16 protein-coding genes are annotated in these 20908 nt (G+C 46.2%); 7 read left to right on the forward strand and 9 right to left on the reverse strand.

Going from position 1 to position 20908, the window contains the following annotated elements; translation table 11 throughout:
• Positions 1-110: 110 nt before the first annotated feature.
• Entirely contained in the window at positions 111-3008 is a 2898-nt protein-coding gene (locus G517_RS0116755; protein WP_028305357.1) for a valine--tRNA ligase, read from the reverse strand.
• Between the two features lie 208 nt (positions 3009-3216).
• Positions 3217-3648, reverse strand: a complete 432-nt coding sequence (locus G517_RS0116760) for a DNA polymerase III subunit chi (protein WP_028305358.1) — start codon at positions 3646-3648, stop codon at positions 3217-3219.
• Between the two features lie 240 nt (positions 3649-3888).
• Between G517_RS0116760 and G517_RS0116765 the strand changes: the two genes are divergently transcribed.
• Positions 3889-5853 (forward strand): sensor domain-containing diguanylate cyclase, encoded by a 1965-nt coding sequence (locus G517_RS0116765; protein WP_028305359.1) that lies wholly within the window; start codon positions 3889-3891, stop codon positions 5851-5853.
• A gap of 92 nt (positions 5854-5945) precedes the next feature.
• Here G517_RS0116765 and G517_RS0116770 read toward each other — a convergent pair whose 3' ends face one another.
• A complete protein-coding gene (locus tag G517_RS0116770) occupies positions 5946-7433 on the reverse strand; it encodes a leucyl aminopeptidase (protein WP_028305360.1) in 1488 nt (495 codons plus the stop codon).
• A gap of 257 nt (positions 7434-7690) precedes the next feature.
• Here G517_RS0116770 and lptF point away from each other — a divergent pair, with 257 nt between their 5' ends.
• From lptF to G517_RS19785, 3 genes are read left to right on the forward strand one after another with little or no spacing between them, the layout of a single operon-like run.
• Positions 7691-8800 (forward strand): LPS export ABC transporter permease LptF, encoded by a 1110-nt coding sequence (lptF, locus tag G517_RS19780; RefSeq protein ID WP_051206533.1) that lies wholly within the window; start codon positions 7691-7693, stop codon positions 8798-8800.
• Complete coding sequence (lptG, locus tag G517_RS0116780; protein WP_028305361.1) at positions 8797-9867, forward strand: LPS export ABC transporter permease LptG; 1071 nt, start codon at positions 8797-8799, stop codon at positions 9865-9867. Before lptF ends, lptG begins: the two co-directional genes overlap by 4 nt.
• A 58-nt stretch (positions 9868-9925) precedes the next feature.
• The gene (locus G517_RS19785) at positions 9926-10471 is read left to right on the forward strand and encodes an RDD family protein (protein ID WP_051206534.1); all 546 of its coding nucleotides are present in this window, start codon (positions 9926-9928) and stop codon (positions 10469-10471) included.
• A 70-nt stretch (positions 10472-10541) separates the two neighbouring features.
• Here G517_RS19785 and G517_RS0116790 read toward each other — a convergent pair whose 3' ends face one another.
• Positions 10542-11414, reverse strand: a complete 873-nt coding sequence (locus tag G517_RS0116790) for a hypothetical protein (protein ID WP_028305362.1) — start codon at positions 11412-11414, stop codon at positions 10542-10544.
• Complete coding sequence (locus tag G517_RS20790; RefSeq protein ID WP_157833214.1) at positions 11389-11547, reverse strand: hypothetical protein; 159 nt, start codon at positions 11545-11547, stop codon at positions 11389-11391. Before G517_RS20790 ends, G517_RS0116790 begins: the two co-directional genes overlap by 26 nt.
• Positions 11548-11891: 344 nt before the next feature.
• On the opposite strand from G517_RS20790, the gene G517_RS0116795 reads away from it, so the two are divergent.
• Positions 11892-12635: a glutathione peroxidase gene (locus G517_RS0116795; protein WP_028305363.1), complete on the forward strand. Its 744-nt coding sequence runs from the start codon at positions 11892-11894 to the stop codon at positions 12633-12635.
• A 344-nt stretch (positions 12636-12979) separates the two neighbouring features.
• Positions 12980-14494, forward strand: a complete 1515-nt coding sequence (gene scpC / locus G517_RS0116800) for a succinyl-CoA:acetate CoA-transferase ScpC (protein WP_028305364.1) — start codon at positions 12980-12982, stop codon at positions 14492-14494.
• 113 nt (positions 14495-14607) lie between these two features.
• On the opposite strand, the gene pssA is transcribed toward scpC, so the two are convergent.
• Positions 14608-15459, reverse strand: a complete 852-nt coding sequence (pssA, locus tag G517_RS0116805; RefSeq protein WP_028305365.1) for a CDP-diacylglycerol--serine O-phosphatidyltransferase — start codon at positions 15457-15459, stop codon at positions 14608-14610.
• Positions 15460-15608: 149 nt separating this feature from the next.
• Complete coding sequence (gene ilvC, locus G517_RS0116810) at positions 15609-16625, reverse strand: ketol-acid reductoisomerase (RefSeq protein WP_028305366.1); 1017 nt, start codon at positions 16623-16625, stop codon at positions 15609-15611.
• A 260-nt stretch (positions 16626-16885) separates the two neighbouring features.
• Here ilvC and ilvY point away from each other — a divergent pair, with 260 nt between their 5' ends.
• Positions 16886-17764, forward strand: coding sequence for an HTH-type transcriptional activator IlvY (ilvY, locus tag G517_RS0116815; protein ID WP_028305367.1), 879 nt, complete (start codon positions 16886-16888; stop codon positions 17762-17764).
• A 101-nt stretch (positions 17765-17865) separates the two neighbouring features.
• Here ilvY and ilvN read toward each other — a convergent pair whose 3' ends face one another.
• Positions 17866-18357, reverse strand: coding sequence for an acetolactate synthase small subunit (gene ilvN / locus G517_RS0116820; protein WP_028305368.1), 492 nt, complete (start codon positions 18355-18357; stop codon positions 17866-17868).
• 1 nt (position 18358) lies between these two features.
• Positions 18359-20080, reverse strand: a complete 1722-nt coding sequence (locus tag G517_RS0116825) for an acetolactate synthase 3 large subunit (protein WP_028305369.1) — start codon at positions 20078-20080, stop codon at positions 18359-18361.
• Positions 20081-20908: the final 828 nt, after the last annotated feature.

Genomic DNA, 20908 nt, shown 5'->3' on the forward strand with positions numbered 1-20908 from the left:
TAGGTAAATACTGGTTGGGTGTACAGATGCTTATTGTATCCGATAGTTTTGTTTTCAGTCGAAAAAAAACCCGGACCTAGCCGGGTTCTTTTCGAATTGATCGCGGAGCGTTATAGCGCCTCGATCTTAGTGTACTGCTCTTGCAATTTAGCTTGGGAAGCTTTGGCGCTATCAAGTTTTTCACGCTCTTTAGCCACAACTTCTTCCGGCGCACTGGCCACAAATTTCTCGTTACCCAATTTGCCTTCTAGACGTCCTACTTCTTTTTGCAATTTTTCCATCTCTTTCTTCAAGCGACCCAGCTCGGCATCTTTGTCGATCAGACCGGCCATAGGCACCAGCACTTCCATCTTGCCCACCAGTTTGGTGGCAGACATTGGCGCTTCTTCGTCTTCTTCCAACCAAGTGATTAAACTCAGTTTAGCCAGCTTGCTTAAAGCAACGTAGTTGTCTTGTACTCGACGGAAATCATCGTCGCTACCATTTTGAATCAGCACCGCTAACTCTTTACCCGGCGCGATATTCATTTCACCACGGATATTACGGATGCTAACGATGACCCCTTTCAGCCATTCGATATCTGATTCTGCCGCTTCATCGATCAGGTCAGCAACGGGGTTCGGGTAAGGCTGCAACATAATCGTGTCGCCTTCTTTACCCGCCAGCCCTTTAATTTGCTGCCAAATCTCTTCCGTGATAAACGGCATAATAGGATGAGCCAAACGCAGAGTGGCTTCTAGTACACGTACCAAAGTACCCCGTGTACCGCGCTTAAGAGCAGCCATCTGATCTTTTTCTTCTTGGGTTTCGCCTTCGGTTTCATCCCAAAGAATGGGCTTAGATAGTTCCAGATACCAGTCGCAATATTGATTCCAGATAAAGTCGTACAGGGTATTGGCTGCCAGATCAAAACGGTATTCGTCCATCTGACGCATTACAGTTTCTTCCGTGCGCTGCAGACTACTGATAATCCAGCGATCTGCCAGCGATAGTAATACTTCACTACCGTTCTGGCCGCAGTCTTCGCCTTCTGTATTCGCTAACACATAACGAGCCGCGTTCCAGATTTTATTACAGAAGTTACGATAACCTTCCAGTCGTTTCATATCCCAGTTTACGTCACGGCCTGTTGAAGCCAGTGCCGCCAAGGTGAAACGTAGAGCATCAGTACCATGAGCCGCAATACCTTCTGGGAATTGCTTTTCGGTACGTTTGCCAATTTTTTCTGCTTGCTGCGGCTGCATCATGTTGCCGGTGCGTTTTTCCATCAGCGTTGGCAGATCAATACCGTCGATCATATCCAAAGGATCGAGTACGTTACCCTTGGATTTAGACATTTTATCGCCGCTTTCATCGCGGATCAGGCCGGTGACATAGACATTCTTAAAAGGTACCTGCGGCTTGCCGTTTTCATCTTTGACGAAATGCATGGTCATCATGATCATGCGGGCCACCCAGAAGAAGATGATGTCAAAGCCCGTGACCAAGGTATCGGTTGGGTGGAAGGTTTTCATCTTCTCAATATCGTTCGGCCAGCCCATAGTGCCAAACGTCCAGAGAGCAGAGCTGAACCACGTATCCAGTACATCGTCGTCCTGGCGCAGTTCCAGCTCTAAATCTAGATTATATTTCTCACGGGCGGCTTCTGCAGAAGTCGCCACATAAACATTGCCTTCGTTATCATAGAAGGCAGGAATGCGGTGGCCCCACCAGAGCTGACGAGAAATACACCAATCTTGAATATCACGCATCCAAGAGAAGTACATATTTTCGTACTGCTTAGGTACAAATTTGATATCACCGTTTTCTACCGCTTCAATCGCAGGCTTAGCCAGTGTTTTTGCATCACAGAACCATTGATCTGTCAGCATTGGCTCAATCACAACACCACCACGATCACCATAAGGCACGGTCATGTTATTTTCTTCGATTTTAACCAGCAGACCTTTTTCTTCCATCTCGGCAACAACCGCTCTACGGGCGGCAAAGCGCTCCATACCACGGTATTGCTCAGGAATAGTGGTATCGATTTCGGTATTAGCACTACCATCGCTGTTGAATGCTTCGGCTTCATCGCGAATATCAGCGTTTAACGTCAAGATATTGATCATTGGCAGACCGCAACGCTTGCCAACTTCGTTATCGTTAAAATCATGGGCTGGGGTGATTTTTACGCAACCCGTGCCTTTTTCCATATCCGCATGTTCATCGCCAACGATAAGGATACGACGGCCCACCAATGGCAGTTCAACAAACTTACCGATCAGGTCTTTGTAGCGATCATCTTCTGGGTTAACCGCAACACCGGTATCGCCAAGCAAGGTTTCTGGGCGAGTCGTACCGACAACAATATGGTCTTCACCGGCAGCGGTTTTAACGCCATCCGCTAGCGGGTAACGCAGATACCACATCTTGCCTTTAACTTCTTTGTTCTCAACTTCTAGGTCTGAAATTGCGGTATGCAGTTTCGGATCCCAGTTAACCAGGCGCTTACCACGATAGATCAGGCCTTCATCGTGCAGACGAATAAAGACTTCTTGCACAGCGTGATAGAAGCCAGAATCCATGGTAAAACGCTCGTTTTCCCAATCAACGGAATTACCCAGACGACGCATCTGTTTAGTGATAGTACCGCCGGACTCTTCCTTCCATTCCCAGATCTTTTCAACAAAAGATTCACGGCCTAGATCGTAGCGGCTTTCACCCGTTTCTGCGGCAAGCTTACGCTCAACCACCATCTGAGTGGCGATCCCTGCATGATCAGTACCGACAACCCAAAGTGCATTACGTCCTTGCATACGACGGTAGCGGGTAAGCGCGTCCATAATCGTATGCTGAAAGGCATGCCCCATATGCAGACTGCCCGTGACATTTGGTGGTGGAATCACTATGGAGTAAGCATCACCTTCGCCACGGCTGGTTTCACTGGCAGGACGGAAGTATTTATTCTCTTCCCAATGCTTATACCAAGTACGTTCAATCTGTTCGGGTTGATAGGTCTTATCCATGGGGTTCTATATCATCACTTTTTATTAGGTTGGCTGCCGGTCGATAGGTCAAACCAGTCAGCGAAAATAGGGTTTAGGTGTCAAATGGACAAGCCATTAGCCATTTAAGCTATCGGCCATTTAATCCATAGCAATGCGATCAACCGATTATACATGGCGCTAAGGGCTGTGATAACCAGTCTGGCGGGGCAAACAGGGATAAATCGTGCTAACGGCGCATATCATGCCGGTTCAGCACATAACCACGCTCTTTGTAGAACCGCCAATCATCACGCTTGGCTTTAAGTAGGTTTTCTTGTTGAAAAACGATCTCAGCAACGCGCTCAAAGCGACTAAAATGATCCGGCACATGGGAGCAAAGATTGATCATAACATCATGATGATGGGCGCAATCATCCGTATGGCCAATCGCCACAGGAACGCCCTCGACATTATCATCGCCGACCAGCAGATGAGGAATAAAGCTATCAGGGCGAAACTCCCAGAGTAACTGATCCAGTGCTTTTGCCTGAGCTTCATTTTGCGCTTGGATATAGATATGATGCCCCTTGCGCAACGCTTTCTCTGTCAGTCGACAAACAAAATTAAGTTGTGCCTCAGGCTCCGTTGCCGGAAGAATATAGAAGTCGACCTGGGTCATAATCGTTAGATACTCGTAATTAAACGCAAACGCCGTTAAAAAATAATTCGCGTACTATAACACCTAAGAAACAGTTAACACTTAAGAAACAGCGCGACAGGGCCGACCGAAAAAGAGCCAACCGCAAAATAGAGCCTTTAATCTGCTGAAGTCTATTTTTCAGCTATTGGTATATAAAATCTACTTTTTTGTGAAATTTAAGAGATAATGATTCATTTTTCTCAGAGAGAACCGCATTCAATGTTTATTGGGCCCACCCTATTCTTAAAAAATGAATGGAAGCGTTTGTTATTTCTCACCAGCATTGCTTACGTTCTTTTGACATTGGTATTGCTAATAGGAAAAGACGCTTACGATCAAGGGCTTAAGAATAGAGCTATCGAACGTCATCAGTATCTACTGAACCTTACCGAAAATCGCACCCATCAATTTGTGCTTCGCATCGCGCTGGACATACAGCAACTCAGTATTCTACCGAGCGTACGGCATTTTATATCGAACCCATCCGTGACCAATCGTCAGGAAGTTGAGACGGTTTTCCGTCAAGCGACTAACGTTAATGGCCGCTACGATCAAATTCGCATTATCGACCTGACGGGAAAAGAACTTGTCCGCATTAACGACCATTCTGACGGCTCGGTTTCAGTTCCCATTGAAAATCTACAAAACAAGTATGACCGCTATTATGTTCAAGAAGGCATAAAACTGGCTCCCAGCGATGTCTACTTATCCCCATTGGATCTTAATGTCGAACACGGTGAAGTTGAGCGACCTTATAAGCCCGTTATTCGCGCGGTAACGCTACTAGCTGACGATCAAGGCTCACCTTTAGCCTTGGTGGTGCTTAACTATAAAGCCGGTCATTTTCTAAATCGTTTTCGAGCGCATTTTGAAGCAGGTGATCGCGGGATGCTGGCCAATAGCGATGGTTATTGGCTGTCCAATCACTATCGAGAAAGTGAGTGGGGTTGGCAGCTGGGTATGCCAGGCAAAGTGCTCTCAGTATGGAATGCTGAACTATGGCAACAGATGCAACAAGAACCAGAGGGAGTTTTTGATGCTAACGATGAGCTGATCAGCTACCGTAAAATCCGCCCTGCGGAATTTGAGCCGCTATCTGGCGGACGCTTTGCCACAGACCTTGGCTTTAAACAGGATATAAAAGTCCAGTCGTGGTTCTCGTTAGTACGCACCTCAAAAGAAGAGTGGCTAACTTCTGCTTTTTATCACCACCCCGGTGTTAAATTTTTTATCTTTATCATCTACATCTCTACATTTACTTTGGTTTGGTTTTTCCTAAAACACCAAGTTGCTAAACAAATTAATGAACAGCAAAAAAGCAGTTATACCGCAGAGCTAGAAGACCTTTATTACAACGCACCTATTGGCTATTTAACCTTTGATGGCAACAGCTTGATCACAAACGCTAATATTAAAACACTGGAATACTTAGGCTACAGTCGAGAAGAACTGGTCAACAAAAAGCGTCTGAAAGATATGCTATCGCCGGCCTCAAAGGCGCAGCTCAACTTAGCAATGTCCACCTGTTATGTTGGCGACTTACGTCTAGAAGTTCAGAGCAGAGATGGCCGCTGGCTGCCAGTTGCCAGTGCCATTTCCTCTCAGTTTCATGGCTCGGCATTAACGATCAGTCGCTGCAGCGTGCAGGATATTAGCTTGCAGCTAGAGTTAGAACAGCGCCTAAAATCTCTTGCTAATACCGATGCATTGACCGGTGCGTACAACCGCCGATACGTTGAAGCCTTATTTCTAAGAATTCGGGATGAGATGCCTGCGGAAAACAGTCATCTATCCATATTAATGCTGGATATTGATCACTTTAAATCGATTAATGACACCTACGGTCACAGCTCAGGGGATGAGGTTCTTATCTCATTTACCCAGCGTTGCCAAAAACATTTAGGAAACCGAGGCTATTTTGCCCGCTTTGGCGGTGAAGAGTTTTTAGCGATTTTGCCGGATATGGATAAATCTGCTGCCGTCGATTGCGCTGAACAGCTACGGGCAGAAACAGAGGATCTAAAAGTTATCAATAGCGATGGAGACCAAATCACCTTTACCATCTCTATTGGGGTTGCAGTTTATAATCGCGATCAAAAAGAGACACTGGATCAGTTGGTTTATCGTGCCGATGAGAAGCTTTATGACGCCAAAAAATCGGGCCGCAATCAAGTTTGTATTTAATGGCGTGCATGCTTAATCGGGGCTAAAAAAAAGGTACTGAATCAAAGAGACTCAGTACCTTTTTTCATTTTAATATTAAGTGCTTTTGGATATTAAGCGTTAATATCAACTTTAGATAATACATACTGTGTCAATAACGGTACTGGGCGACCAGTGGCCCCCTTTTCTTTACCGCTGTGCCATGCTGTACCCGCAATATCAAGGTGCGCCCAACGATAGTCTTCCGTAAAACGTGATAGGAAGCAGGCTGCTGTAATCGTCCCCGCTGGACGACCACCAATATTGGCAATATCGGCAAAGTTAGAATCTAGCTGCTGCTGATACTCCGCCCATAATGGCATCTGCCAAGCTTTATCATTTGCATCAAGACCCGCGCTTAATAACTCTGCAGCCAAAGTATCATCATTGGACAACAGCCCAGATGCATGATGACCCAAACCAATAATGCAGGCTCCGGTCAAAGTGGCAATATCAACAACGGTTTCTGGGTTAAATTTGTCGATATAGGTCAGCGCATCACAAAGAACCAGACGGCCTTCCGCATCGGTATTCAAAATCTCAACGGTTTTACCAGACATCGTCGTCACAACATCGCCAGGCTTAGACGCGTTACCCGCTGGCATATTTTCAACGGCAGCAACCACACCCACCACATTGATTTTAGGCTTAAGCTGTTTCAAAACCTGCATAGTACCGAAGACGCTGGCGGCACCACACATATCGTACTTCATCTCATCCATACCTTCTCCCGGCTTTAGGCTAATGCCGCCGGAATCAAAGGTAACGCCCTTACCCACAAGAACATGGGGTTTGGTATCACTGCCTGCGCCGTTATATTCCATCGTGATAAGACGAGGCGCTTCAACACTACCTTTAGCAACGGACAGCAGAGAATTCATACCCAGTTCAGCCATCTGGTTTTCATCCAGAATGGTAACGGTTAATTCATCAAAATCTTTGCCCAGCTCTTGAGCCTGTTCCGCTAAATAAACCGGCGTACAGATATTGCCCGGTAGATTGCCCAATGTGCGGGCGACATTCATGCCTTCACCGGTTGCAGCACCTGTATTCAGAGCCTGCTGTACCGCCGCTTCCGCACCAGGAGCCGAAAGAATAATTCCAGTCAACGCACTAGGATCTGCCTGTTTGCTCTTCATCTGATCAAAAACATAGAGTGTCGTGACCGTATTTTCAGCCAGCAAACGAGCTTTCCAATTAAAATCACGACCTTTTAATTCGATATCATCAAGGCTTAGCGCCAAGGATGCTATCTTGGTATCTTTTACTGCACTGATTAGGTTCTTAACCAGCGTGCGGAATTGACCTTCTTTTAGCTCTTCCGCTTTACCCGTGCCGACCAGTAAAAGACGACCGTTAAGTTCACCAGCTTCAGGCAGAAGCTGGGTCTGTCCAAACTTACCGGTGAAATCACCCAGTGCAAGAATACGACTGATGATACCGCCACTGGCCTTGTCCAATTGCTGCGCACTATTACCCATCGTGCTATCTGCACCGACAAAGACAACACGGCAATCTGCTGTTAATTCGGATAATACTTGAGTTGTTGCGTTAAACGTCATAAAAACCCCACTCGAAAATAATTACGGACAAGACAAAAGCGGCCTGTTATTACATAATTTGCCCATTTGACTCAGTAGTATATGGTGACGGCTAACCATTTACGCAATACCTGTGTATCCCAGATGTCACAGAAAGTCATTCCGGCAGGTGTTGCAAGCCATGCTCAGAGCCAAGAGCCATATCCTCAAATTATAAGCCTGCAGTGTTTTTATTGTTATTCCACAGTGTCTTTATCGCTATTTCTTAGGAGCGTGTTGTGATCCTATTTCGTTATCTGACCCGAGAGGTACTACTTACCCTTTCGGCGGTATCGTTCGTACTCTTGTTGATCATTTTAGGTAGCCGTTTTATTAGCTTGTTTACCGATGTCGCAGAGGGATCTCTATCGCTCAATGTACTGTGGACCTTGCTGTTGCTGCAATTTCCCTCTGTGCTGGAGCTGATTTTGCCTCTTGGCTTCTTTTTGTCCGTTATGTTGACCTATGGCCGCCTGTATCAAGAAAATGAGATTGGGGTGCTTATGGCTTGCGGATTCTCACCCAACCGTTTGCTGGTCTACACATTGGCCGCAGGCCTTTTCGTCGCAGGGATTGTGGCTAGTTTTAGCCTATGGCTAACACCACTAAGTGAATCCCAAGCCGCCCAAATTTTAGAAGAACAAAAGCAACGCGTTGATTTCTCAACGATAAAACCGGGGCGCTTCCAAGAGTTTTCCGGCGGACAGGTGGTCTATACCGAGGCTTTAACTGACTCCAACACTCGTATGCACAATGTGTTTCTGTCTCAACAGACCGAGGATAATAGCGGCAATATTCGCACCACTGTATTTAAGGCCGACCTAGGGTATCAATATTTGGATAAAACCACTGGAAGCCGTTATTTAGTATTTGAGAATGGCGCTCGAACAGAGGGTCGCGCAGGAGCTGGGGATTTTTCGGTGCTTAACTTTGAACGCTATGCGGTGCGTATGTCTGAACAGTCAAAGGCCAAGGTCTCCTACAAGGTTCGCCAACTGCCTACAAACCAAATGATAGGCAGCCCGAAACTTGAACACCAAGCGGCGATCCAATGGCGCATTTCCCTGCCACTGATGGTTATTATTGTGACACTTATCGCCGTACCTTTGAGCTATGTCCGTCCTCGCCAAGGTCGTTTTGCTAAACTCTTCCCCGCTATTTTTCTGCATATTTTCTATTTGAGCGGCTTAATCTCGGTGCAAGGCATGGTGGAGAAAGGTCAGTTAAGCCCCAGTATCGGGCTGTGGGCGGTGCACGGGGTTTTCTTATCCGTAGCCCTTTATCTGTTGTTAAAAGATGTGGCTGTTGACTGGTTTAAATCGGGCCGGAATCAGGAGCGAACGGTATGAAAACACTAGATCGTTATATTGCTAAGAGTGTTTTCGGCGCGGTTCTCGTTGTCCAGCTACTGCTGTTAGGCTTGGACTTAATGCTAGCTTTAGTGAACGAGCTGGATAATCTCAACAACAGCTATCAGCTTACCAATGCGCTCTATTATGTGATGCTAAGCGCTCCACGGCGATTTTATGACCTAATGCCTGTGGGTGTTATGGTTGGCGCTCTTATCGGCCTTGGCGGACTTGCCAGTAATAACGAGCTGGCCGTGATAAGGGCCGCAGGGGTTTCTATTACACGTATTATTTGGGCCGTAATGAAGCCCATGCTGATGATTATTGCCGTTACCTTTTTTATTGGTGAATCCATCGCACCTAAGACAGAGGTCGATGCACAAAACTATCGCGTGATGAAGCGCTGGAATACCAGCGAAGCCAAAGGTAAGTCCGGCGTATGGTTAAGAGACGGCAGTGATTTTTTCTACTTCAACTCGATTAGAGCAGACGGCAAATTGTTTGGTATTCAGCGCCATAGCTTTGATGATCAGGGCCAGGTGCTACTCTCTACCACGATGGCTCAGTCTGGGGAGTATGACTTTAATCGTGAAGGCTGGGTGTTGCATAACTCGACAAAAACATCTTTAAGCGATACCCGGATACGCTCCGAAGCGATAGGAACTGTCTTTTGGGCCAGTGACCTTAACCCAGATTTGATGAAAGTGATTATTATCAATCAGCGTTATCTTGCCCCGTCAGATCTATGGCGTTACTCAAAGTATCTGGAAAAACAGGGACTAAAATCCCATGAAGTTGAAATCGCATTTTGGCAAAAAATGCTAATGCCACTCACCATCTCATCCTTGGTACTGGTTGCTGCATCGTTTGTTTTTGGGCCGTTGCGTTCCGCTCCGGCAGGAACACGAGTCTTTAGCGGAGTGGTGGTAGGGCTTTCTGTAAAATATGTTCAGGATATTTTAGGCCCAGCCAGTGTCGTATATGGCTTTGACCCTATCTGGGCCGTGCTTACGCCTGCCATAGCCTGCGCACTTTACGGTGTGTTCTTAATTCGGCGCACGGGCTAACCGCTAGAAGAAAATACTGAATTTTAGATATAACGCAGCATTAACTTAAGGTTTTAACATGACAACATCTGGACGCCAGTTTCCCAATCAAGCATACACTCGCCCTGCCGGACTTGTACGCCGCCTAGGCGCTATGATGTATGATTTCTTAATCATCGTGGCTATCTGGATGCTGCTCGGTTTCGCTCGACTGCCTTTTTTAGATCAAGGTGTTGATGCGATGAACGACCGAGCAGGCCCAGGTTTTCAAAGTTTGTTATTTTTAATCACCTTCGGCTTTTTTGCATTTTTCTGGCTACGCACAGGGCAAACGTTAGGTATGTTAGCTTGGCGTATTCGAATACAGAACGCCAACGGCCATTCAATCTCGATGACACAGGCCTTAATGCGTTTTTTTTCCGGGGCTTTTTCTTTAATTTGTTTAGGCTTAGGTCATTTCTGGATGTTGTTCACACCGGCAAAACAAACTTGGCCTGATCGTTTTTCAGATTCTGAGGTAGTCTATGTGCCGTCTGATAAAGAAATTAAAGCGATTCAGGCGGAGTCTGACCTTACCGATAAGCCTTCTCTTGCCAATAAAGGCAAAAAACCAAAGAAATCGTAACAAATCGCAAGAGACAAAGGCCACGCCACGGTGGCCTATACTGCGTCAAAATAAAATATTATCAGCGGGTCTAAATACCAACAGCCTCTAACTGAGCCAAAGTTTGAAGGCACTGCCGTTGATCTAGAATCAACAGAGAAGAATGCGTCCCTTGAGGGCCCGCTTGGTCATCCGCAACAACATAAGCATTCAGCCGGTCTTTAATTTGAAACAGCCCATTAGGCTGTAAGCCATAACCTTCTATCAGCTTACCTTGCTGAAATACCGCATAATTCAGTGCACTTAATCGCTCCTGATTAGGCAAACTTTGTTTGCCTATTCTCGCGAAACTATGCTTTAAGCTCTGATTAAGGCCATCACCTAAAGGCAGATCGGTGAGCGGTACTAACAAAAACGTCTCTAATGAACGCCCTTGTTCAAGCTTACTTTTCAGCCAATAACTCAGATGCTGTAAGCGCTGTAATCGCAGCTGCTCTGCGGAGAGTAACTGCCAGTCTAAATGCAGTAATTTATCAAGAGGGCTTGCAAAGTAGAGCCACTCTTTCAGATTCGTTTTATGTTCTGCGGGAATACTTGTTAGCGTTTTTGCACCAAGGTGCTGATGTAGCGGCAAGCTGCTGTTCGTACCTGTATGCAATGATACCTGATAACTCCACACTTGGTTTTGCCACTCACGACTGACCGCAAAGGGAATACTGGTGTGTAGCTGCTGCGTTAATAAACGTTGATTCTCTGGGGGCGTACAGTTTTGATTTGAGGATTGAAATAAACGAAAGGCACTTTCAAGAGGAATGCGACACAGGTTGCCGAAGCAGTCGCCTAGATCAAATAGAGTATTTGCGAGATTAGAGGATTGAGCACAATCTATGGTATTAGCGAGTACCGGATTAGCCAGTACAGAATGAGTTAGTAGAGGGTTAGCCAGCGAGTTCTGAGACAACATGATAACGATCCTGATGTAGTGATGACAGTGACAAATGTTCGGGTAAAGGTTGTGCGTTACTAATGGTTTTCATTGGTGTGATGGTTGTCATTGGCGTGCGCATCATGGTCTTCATCGTGGTTTTAATAATCATGGTAGCAATCTCTTTTTAGATAAAAAAACTATAAAAAAATAAAGTGTTATACAAGATGGCTATAAAGCATCTCAGATAGGCTATAGTGATAGCATGAGTCACGGCCTTCAACAAGATTAATAGGTAAAAACTATCGCGTCGATGTGAAATACATATTTCCTTGATCGAGAATAGCCGTCTATAGTGAACGCATTGAGTTAAGGATTTAACATTCAATCAGCTATTCAATCCATACGATGAATATTAGAATTGAATGGAAGCCCCCATTAAATATGTTCACCTAATTAAGAGCTTTTAATTGATAGCTAGATTTAAAAATTATCGATTATCCTAGGAGATACCATATGTTAGAGAATCGTGAAGGTCAGAGCGTCCCTCAGGTTGTATTTAATACCCGCATCAACAATGAGTGGGTTCAGTTGTCGACAGATGACTTGTTTAAAGGCAAAACAGTTATTTTATTCGCACTACCCGGTGCATTTACACCGACTTGTTCTAGCACGCACTTACCGCGCTACAACGAACTGGCACAGGTATTTAAAGCAGAAGGCGTTGATGACATTATTTGTTTGTCTGTTAACGATCCCTTTGTAATGGAAGCTTGGGCGGGAGACCAGCACGCTGAGAATATCTCAATGCTACCTGATGGCAACGGTGACTTTAGTCGTGGCATGGGTATGCTTGTAAATAAAAGCGATCTTGGCTTTGGTGAGCGTAGCTGGCGCTACTCGATGTTGGTACGTGATGGCGTGATTGAAAAAATGTTTATCGAGCCAGACGTGCCAGGCGATCCATTTGAAGTTTCTGATGCCGACACCATGCTGAAATATCTTGCCCCTGAAGCGGCTGCGCCAAAACGCATCACCGTCATTGGTAAGCCAGGTTGCAGTCACTGCACCCGTGCTAAAGCAGCCTTGAAAGATCACGGTCTAAAATTTGAAGAAATTACTGTTGGCAGTCACGGTATTAGTTTAGCCACACTACATGCAGTCTCCGGTCGCGGCACGACACCTCAAGTCTTTATTGAAGGTGAGCTTGTTGGTAGTGCCGATGAACTAGAAGCGTGGTTAGCAAAAAACGCCCTTTAAGCTAAATTCTAAATAAATTTTTATTCTGCCTTTAAGCCCCCGCTAAATATTTTAGCGGGGGCTTTTTGCGTTATGTTGTTTCAGCAAACCATTTCAGTTATTCGTTTCAACGAAAAGCCTTCCTACAGAAAGGTAAGGAATATGCAAGCCCTAAAAACAGCTAAATTGTCGACAAAATCTGACACATCTAGACTAAAAGCTAAGATTTAGCACTCACATTAGCCAAAAAAATAACGAAAAATACTGATAGAATTTACCCCCATCGTAAAATACTTCGAAAGTACCTCGGTAGTTTGAACTACCGACATCAACAGAATTGTCTACACTGCAAGCGAGAACGAACTATGTCAGCCTCCTCAAGAATTCTTTGTCCGACACTAAAACAGCGCCTTATGAGTGCCGAACAGGCCGCTGAATTAATTCCAGCAGGTGCAAATGTCGGTATGAGCGGCTTTACTGGAGCAGGCTATCCAAAAGCAGTACCGGGCGCTTTAGCGGACCGCATTCGCAAACTTAATGCCGAAGGTACCCCGCCATTTCGTATCAACGTTTGGACCGGTGCATCCACCGCGCCAGAACTTGATGGCGTGCTCGCGGAAGTAGACGGTATTGAGATGCGCCTTCCGTTCCAAAGTGATCCAATCTGCCGTGAACGTATCAACAATGGCACCATGGATTACGTTGACTTACACCTATCAGAAGTCTCTCAATACGCGTGGTCAGGCTTTCTAGGCAAGATGGATATTGCCCTGATTGAAGTTGCCGGTATCCGTGAAGATGGCAGCCTTATTCCTTCCTCCTCCATCGGCAATAACAAAACATGGATCGAGCAAGCGGATAAGATCATTTTAGAAGTGAACGACAAGCAAAATATCAAACTGGAAGGCATGCACGATATTTATTACGGCACCGCTCTACCGCCAAACCGTAAGCCTATTATGTTGACCGACCCAGCAGATCGCATTGGTGAGTTTTATCTTGAGTGCCCCGCCGATAAAGTTATTGCGGTGGTTGAAACCAGTGCAGCAGATCGCAACTCGCCATTTAAAGCCCCGGATGCGATCTCTCAAAAAATTGCCGAGCATATTCTAGCCTTCTTCGAACAGGAAATTGAACTAGGCCGTCTGCCAAAAGAGCTGTTACCTATTCAATCTGGTGTGGGCAATATCCCTAATGCCGTACTGGAAGGCCTAGATGCAGGGCCATTTAATGGCCTTACAGCCTTCACAGAGGTTATCCAAGATGGCATGTTGAAGATGCTCAAGTCTGGAACCTTAAGCGTTGCATCGGCCACCGCTTTCTCATTAAGCCCTGATGGTATTAAAGAATTTGATGACAATATTGACCTGTACCGCGACAAGATTATTCTGCGCCAACAGGATATTAGTAACAATCCTGAGCTAGCCCGTCGCTTAGGCATTATCGCCATGAACGGCATGATCGAAGCCGATATCTACGGTAACGTTAACTCGACCCATATTATGGGCACGCGCATGATGAATGGTATTGGTGGCTCGGGTGATTTTGCTCGTAATGGCTACTTATCTATTTTTGTTTCGCCATCCACAGCCAAAGACGGTGCCATCTCATCGATTGTACCGATGGCTTCCCATGTTGATCACACAGAGCATGACGTTAAAGTTATTGTAACCGAGCATGGCCTTGCGGATTTGCGCGGCTTATCACCAAGACAGCGCGCCCGTGAGATTATCAACAACTGCGCAGACCCTGCATACCGCCCTGCATTACAAGACTACTATGAGCGCGCCTTACATTCTGGTCGAGGTATGCATACGCCCCATCTGTTAGGTGAAGCGCTAAGCTGGCATCAACGCTTTGAAGATGAAGGTCATATGTAGAAAAAAAAGCACATAAAAAAATCCCCTCGGTGATCACATAGTGCTCACCGAGGGTGATTTTTGTTGAGGCTAGCCTTGCTTAATATCTCTACTGAAGAGCTTTACTCAAGTATCTAAAGCTCTTTTTTATCGCCACTACCCTTACCTCGAAATACCGCTCGAAAAGGGCCAGAGCAACCATAAGCTAAGAAGAACACCAGCAATACCGTTGCCGGGTCATAGGCAATGACCACAAAGACCAAAGCCACAAGGAACATGGTCAAGAACGGTACACGTCCTTTTAGGTCAATCTCTTTGAAGCTGTTGTAGCGAACATTACTTACCATCAAAACGCCAACGGCTGCCACAATAAAGGCCAGTGCGTACTTATAGCCCGCATCAACCAGATTCAAATCACTAAAAGTCCAAACAATACCGGCAATAACAGCCGCTGCCGCAGGGCTTGGTAAGCCAATAAACCAACGTTTATCAACCGAGCCAATTTGAGTATTAAAGCGCGCCAAACGTAACGCCGCGCCAGCGACATAAATAAAGGCAGCAAACCACCCCAGCTTACCGATATCCGCCAACATCCAACTGAATGCCACCAGAGCCGGTGCCACACCAAAAGAAACCATGTCGGCTAAGCTATCATATTCTGCACCAAAGTCACTTTGGGTATTGGTCATACGAGCCACGCGACCATCAAGGCCATCGAGAATCATAGAAACAAAAATAGCGATCGCAGCATTATCAAAAACACCATTCATTGCTGAAACAATGGCGTAAAAACCTGAAAACAATGCACCAGTGGTAAACAGGTTAGGCAGTAGATAAATACCACGACGGCGAACCTTTTTACCTTCTTCTAGGGTTTCTTCTTCTACCTCATCCTCTCCCATCGACAACATGCGGGTCTCTTCTACAAAATCGTCATCATGGGCTGAGTTACTCTCAGGTTGAGGTTGTTTCTCTTGATCAGTCATTGAAAAACCTATCACTAAAGATTGAAGCCATCATTCTACACCTGAGGCTTCTATAGCTCTACGGTGTTCAGGTTTTTATCACAATGACATCACAAAAAAAAAGGCCAGCGATAAGCTGACCTCTTTTTAAGCGTTAATTCAGGAAGAAATTAGTTCTTCTCTTTATCAACAATCTTGCTTGCTGCGATCCAAGGCATCATGGCGCGTAGTTTACCGCCAGTCTGCTCGATTGGATGCTCAGCATTGTTACGACGACGAGCGGTCATTGAAGGGTAGTTAGTCTGACCTTCAGCAATGAACATTTTCGCATATTCGCCATCTTGAATACGTTTTAGAGCGTTGCGCATCGCTTCACGGGACTGCTCGTTGATCACCTCAGGGCCGGTTGCGTATTCGCCGTATTCCGCATTGTTAGAGATAGAGTAGTTCATGTTAGCGATGCCGCCTTCGTACATCAGGTCAACAATTAACTTCAGCTCGTGTAGGCACTCAAAGTATGCCATTTCAGGAGCGTAGCCCGCTTCTGTCAGCGTTTCGAAGCCCATTTTAACCAGCTCAACAGCACCACCACACAGTACAGCCTGCTCACCAAATAGATCGGTTTCAGTCTCATCTTTAAAGGTTGTTTCGATGATACCAGAACGACCACCACCAACGCCCATAGCGTAAGACAGTGCAAGTTCTTTAGCAGAACCAGACGCATCGCGGTAGATAGCGATCAAATCAGGAATACCGCCGCCTTTAACGAATTCAGAACGAACCGTGTGACCTGGCGCTTTAGGCGCGATCATGATCACATCAAGATCAGCACGAGGCTCAACTTGGTTGTAATGAATAGAGAAGCCGTGAGCAAAAGCCAGAGTAGCGCCCTGTTTAATGTTAGGAGCGATCTCTTCTTTATACAGCTGACCTTGGAATTCATCAGGGGTCAGAATCATAACCACGTCAGCAGAAGCTACAGCATCAGCAACGTCAGCAACTTTAAGACCGTGAGCTTCCGCTTTAGCGCGGGAAGAAGAACCAGCACGTAGACCAACGGTTACATCAACGCCAGAATCTTTCAGGTTGCACGCGTGTGCGTGGCCCTGTGAACCATAACCAATGATAGAAACTTTCTTACCTTGGATGATCGAAAGGTTACAATCTTTATCGTAATAAACCTGCATGTTGGTACGTCCTTTAATGTGCTTAAGTCTGCTGGCGGGGTAGGCCATAGACTTATTGACTGTCAGTTAGTTAGGGTAGCAGCGAAGTTCTGTTAGCTCTTGCAGCACGACTTCTTTTTGTCTGGCTTAACCTATTGACCCTACGATAAACCAGCACAAGCATTGCGTAAAATGATATATATGCAACAATATATCCCATATTTTGCATCACAGTGTCTTTTAGCGATCTATCTGGCCCGTCTATCTATAAAGGAAACCTCTTGGATACCCGACTACTCAAGCAGTTTCTTGTGTTATCAGAAACCTTACACTTTGGCCGCGCCAGTGAAGCCTGCCATATCAGCTCATCGGCCCTTAGCCGTAGTATCAAACAGTTGGAAGAGTCTCTCGGGGTTTGTTTATTTGAACGAGATAACCGCACCGTGCGACTCACTCATGAAGGTGTAACGTTTCAGCGCTACGCCCGGGAAGCACTCAGTCAATGGGATATGGTTCGTAACGCGCTGCTTAAAGAGGCGCAAGAGCTACAAGGTGAACTCAGCATGTATTGCTCGGTCACAGCCAGCTATAGCTTTCTGCACAATATTTTACGTCGCTTTAGAAGCAGCTATCCAAAAATTGAGATCAAACTGCATACCGGTGCGCCGGAACCGGCCATTCAGCGAGTCTTAAAGGGAGATGAAGATATCGCCATCGCGGCAAGGCCTGACACCCTACCCAATACCCTCGCATTTAAATCAACAGGGTTATCACCTTTGCTCTTTATAGCACCCACGGATGACCCTGTTATCGCACCTCAATTTGCAGGAGACATTGATAGCGTTAACTGGTCTCAAGTGCCGATGATTCTGCCGGAGAAGGATTTAGCCCGTAATCGCGTCGATCGCTGGTTTAGCAATAAAGCTTTAAAACCCACTATCTACGCACAGGTTGCCGGTAACGAAGCGATTGTTAGCATGGTCAGCCTTGGCTTTGGAGTGGGGGTTGTGCCTAAAATCGTATTAGAAAACAGTCCTCTGTCCAATACCGTACAAGTATTACCCGTCACCCCTACACTTCCCGCCTTTGATGTAGGCGTTTGTGTCTTGAAAAAGAAACTGAAAAACCCTCTGATCGAAGCTTTTTGGGCACAGCTATAGCGAGATCATGGTAAAGGCAGCAAGACAACCAAAAGGCCGGAACGAAAAAAACCGCTGTTTCTGTAAAGACAGAGCAGCGGTTTTTAAAGGTAATCCGAAGATTACAGGCTAAGCACTTTTTCGCCACGGGAGATACCGGAAACACCCGTACGGACTACCTCAAGGACAGTATTCAAGCCAATAGCCTGAATAAAGGCATCCAGCTTATCGCTTTCGCCCACCATCTGCAGAGTGTAAGTAGTGTTGGTCATATCAACGATCTGACCTCGGAAGATATCCGTAGTACGTTTTACTTCCGCACGCTGGGCACCCACCGCCTTCACTTTAATCAGCATCATTTCACGTTCGATATGCTGACCTTCGGTTAGGTCAACCAGCTTGACCACATCAACCAGCTTATTCAGCTGCTTAGTAATCTGCTCAATCACCTGATCCGAGCCAACCGTTGTCAACGTCAAACGCGACAAAGTTGGGTCTTCGGTGGGGGCTACGTTCAGCGATTCAATGTTGAAATTGCGCTGGGAGAATAGGCCCACCACACGTGACAGTGCACCCGATTCATTTTCCATCAGAATGGAGATAATGTGTCTCATGTTAGGTACGCTCCGTCTTACTCAGCAACATATCACGCATTGATCCCTGCGGGATTTGCATTGGGTAAACATGCTCTTTCGGATCAACCATAACGTTAACAAACACCAGCTCATCCTTCATCGCAAAGGCCTTCTCAAGCGTTGGCTCAAGATCTTCGATACGATTAACCGTCATGGCGACATGTCCGTAAGCTTCGATCAGTTTCTCGAAGTCTGGCAAAGATTCCATATAAGAGTGTGAGTGACGCTCTTTATAGTTCAGATCCTGCCACTGGCGAACCATGCCCAAAGACTGGTTATTCAAGTTGATAATCTTCACCGGAATATTGTATTGCTTACAGGTGGATAGCTCTTGCAGCATCATCTGGAAGCTACCTTCACCGGTCACCAAAGCCACATCATTATCCGGGTAGTTCAGCTTAATACCCATTGCAGCGGGGAAGCCGAAGCCCATGGTGCCTAAACCACCGGAAGTGATCCAGCGGTTCGGCTTATCGAATTTATAGTACTGAGCCGCAAACATCTGGTGCTGACCAACATCAGTAACAACATAAGCATCACCCTTCGTCACACGATACAGCGCTTCAACAGCCTGTTGTGGTTTGATCGGACGATCGGCTTCAACCTGATACAGCTCCGTATGACTGGCACGCCACTCATTGATCTGCTTCCACCAGCTAGCCAAAGCTTCCGCATCCGGTGATGTTTTAGCCTGTTTCAGCAACGCCAACATCTCATTCAATACGGAATCAACAGGGCCAACAATCGGCACATCGGCGCGTACTGTTTTTGAGATAGAGGTCGGATCAATATCAACGTGAATAATCTTCGCCGTTGGACAGAATTTACTGACGTTGTTGGTCGCGCGGTCATCGAAACGAGCACCAATACACACGATTAAATCTGAACCATGCATCGCCATGTTAGCTTCATAGCTACCATGCATACCCAACCAACCCAAGCTTTGCTCGTCGGTTTGTGGATAAGAACCAATACCCATTAGCGAGGATGTTACAGGGAAGCCTAATGTCTTAGACAGCTCTGTAAACTGCGCTGAAGATTTGCCCAAAATGACACCGCCACCGGCGTACATAATCGGACGCTTGGCCTTAAGCATCATCTCAACCGCTTTTTTGATCTGACCGGTATGGCCACGAGTCACAGGGTTGTATGAACGAATCTTAACTTTTTTCGGATATTCGTATTCAAAGCGATCCGTCGGAGCCGTCATATCCTTAGGGATATCAACGACCACAGGGCCAGGTCGACCCGTTGATGCAATGTAAAATGCTTTTTTGATAATGTCAGGAATGTCAGACGCGCGCTTCACACTAAAGCTGTGCTTAACTACAGGGCGTGAAACACCAATCATGTCTGTTTCCTGAAAGGCGTCTTCGCCAATCAAATGACTCATTACCTGACCACAGAGCACAACCATAGGAATTGAATCCATATATGCCGTTGCAATGCCTGTAATGGTGTTGGTCGCACCAGGGCCCGAGGTAACAAGGACAACACCTGGCTTACCTGCAGCACGGGCATAGCCGTCTGCCATATGGGCAGCGCCTTGCTCGTGGCGAACCAGAATGTGTTTAACTTTATCTTGGCGGAATATAGCATCGTAGATATGAAGTGCCGATCCGCCGGGATAACCGTAGATATACTCAACGCCCTCATCCTGAAGAGAACGAATAAGCATGTCGGCGCCAGAAAGTAATTCCACCGTAGTGAACCCCCAAATTTGAGTTCCCCGTCGCTTGGGACTGTCGGGAACAACGAGCTAAAAGAATGCGTTTCCAAATAATAAAAATCGCGAGCACTGTGACTGATAATCTAAGGGCAGCCACGTACGCTCTCTTGATCATGCAGGCTCATGACAAGGCTGCCTTACCTGGCACATAGGACCGGATAGGTCCTGCACTCTTCTTCGCACGGATAGATGCGGGTCGGGGCGTCAGCCAGGCCGGCGGATAAACCTGGGCCTGCTATTCCTTCGGTAGGTAAAAGCCTGTTTACCTTTCACGTAGATATCGGGGTTCGCCCTAGTCTCTACGACCGGAAAATAAGGACGATTAGGTTCTAACAGCAGGGTAAAGATGTCAATAGAACAATAGGGCGACTTCCCGTTGGAAGGTATTTTTTTTCATAATGTGAAATAAAAATAACCTTTTTTAGCAAAATCATTCCGTTAGCACGCCTTATCTTCAAAAATCACAGCAGGTTTGCTCCCCATTAGTCGAGAGAGAGCAAACTCCAACAGAAGATAAGAAAATGATAACCGTTATTTAGAGCATGGCGGCAACAGAGAAGAAAAGTATCAACTCAAGTCAACCAAAACCCCGCCGATAATCATTAGAGCTGCAGAATCGCGGCAAGTGAAAAAAGAAATTCATGGCACGAGCATAATCAGTAGCCTGTTGCACTTATTCTATGAAACCAAGTGCAACCACCCTGTGAGTTAAAGTGATCTTATTGGAGAACAAATATATGGATATTCGTAACACGCCCTCTTTCCTTCCCGCCTTCAATGCTGCCAGTGCTTCAGTAGCGA

It is taken from the genome of Oceanospirillum maris DSM 6286 (genome assembly GCF_000422865.1).
GTDB lineage: Bacteria > Pseudomonadota > Gammaproteobacteria > Pseudomonadales > Halomonadaceae > Oceanospirillum > Oceanospirillum maris.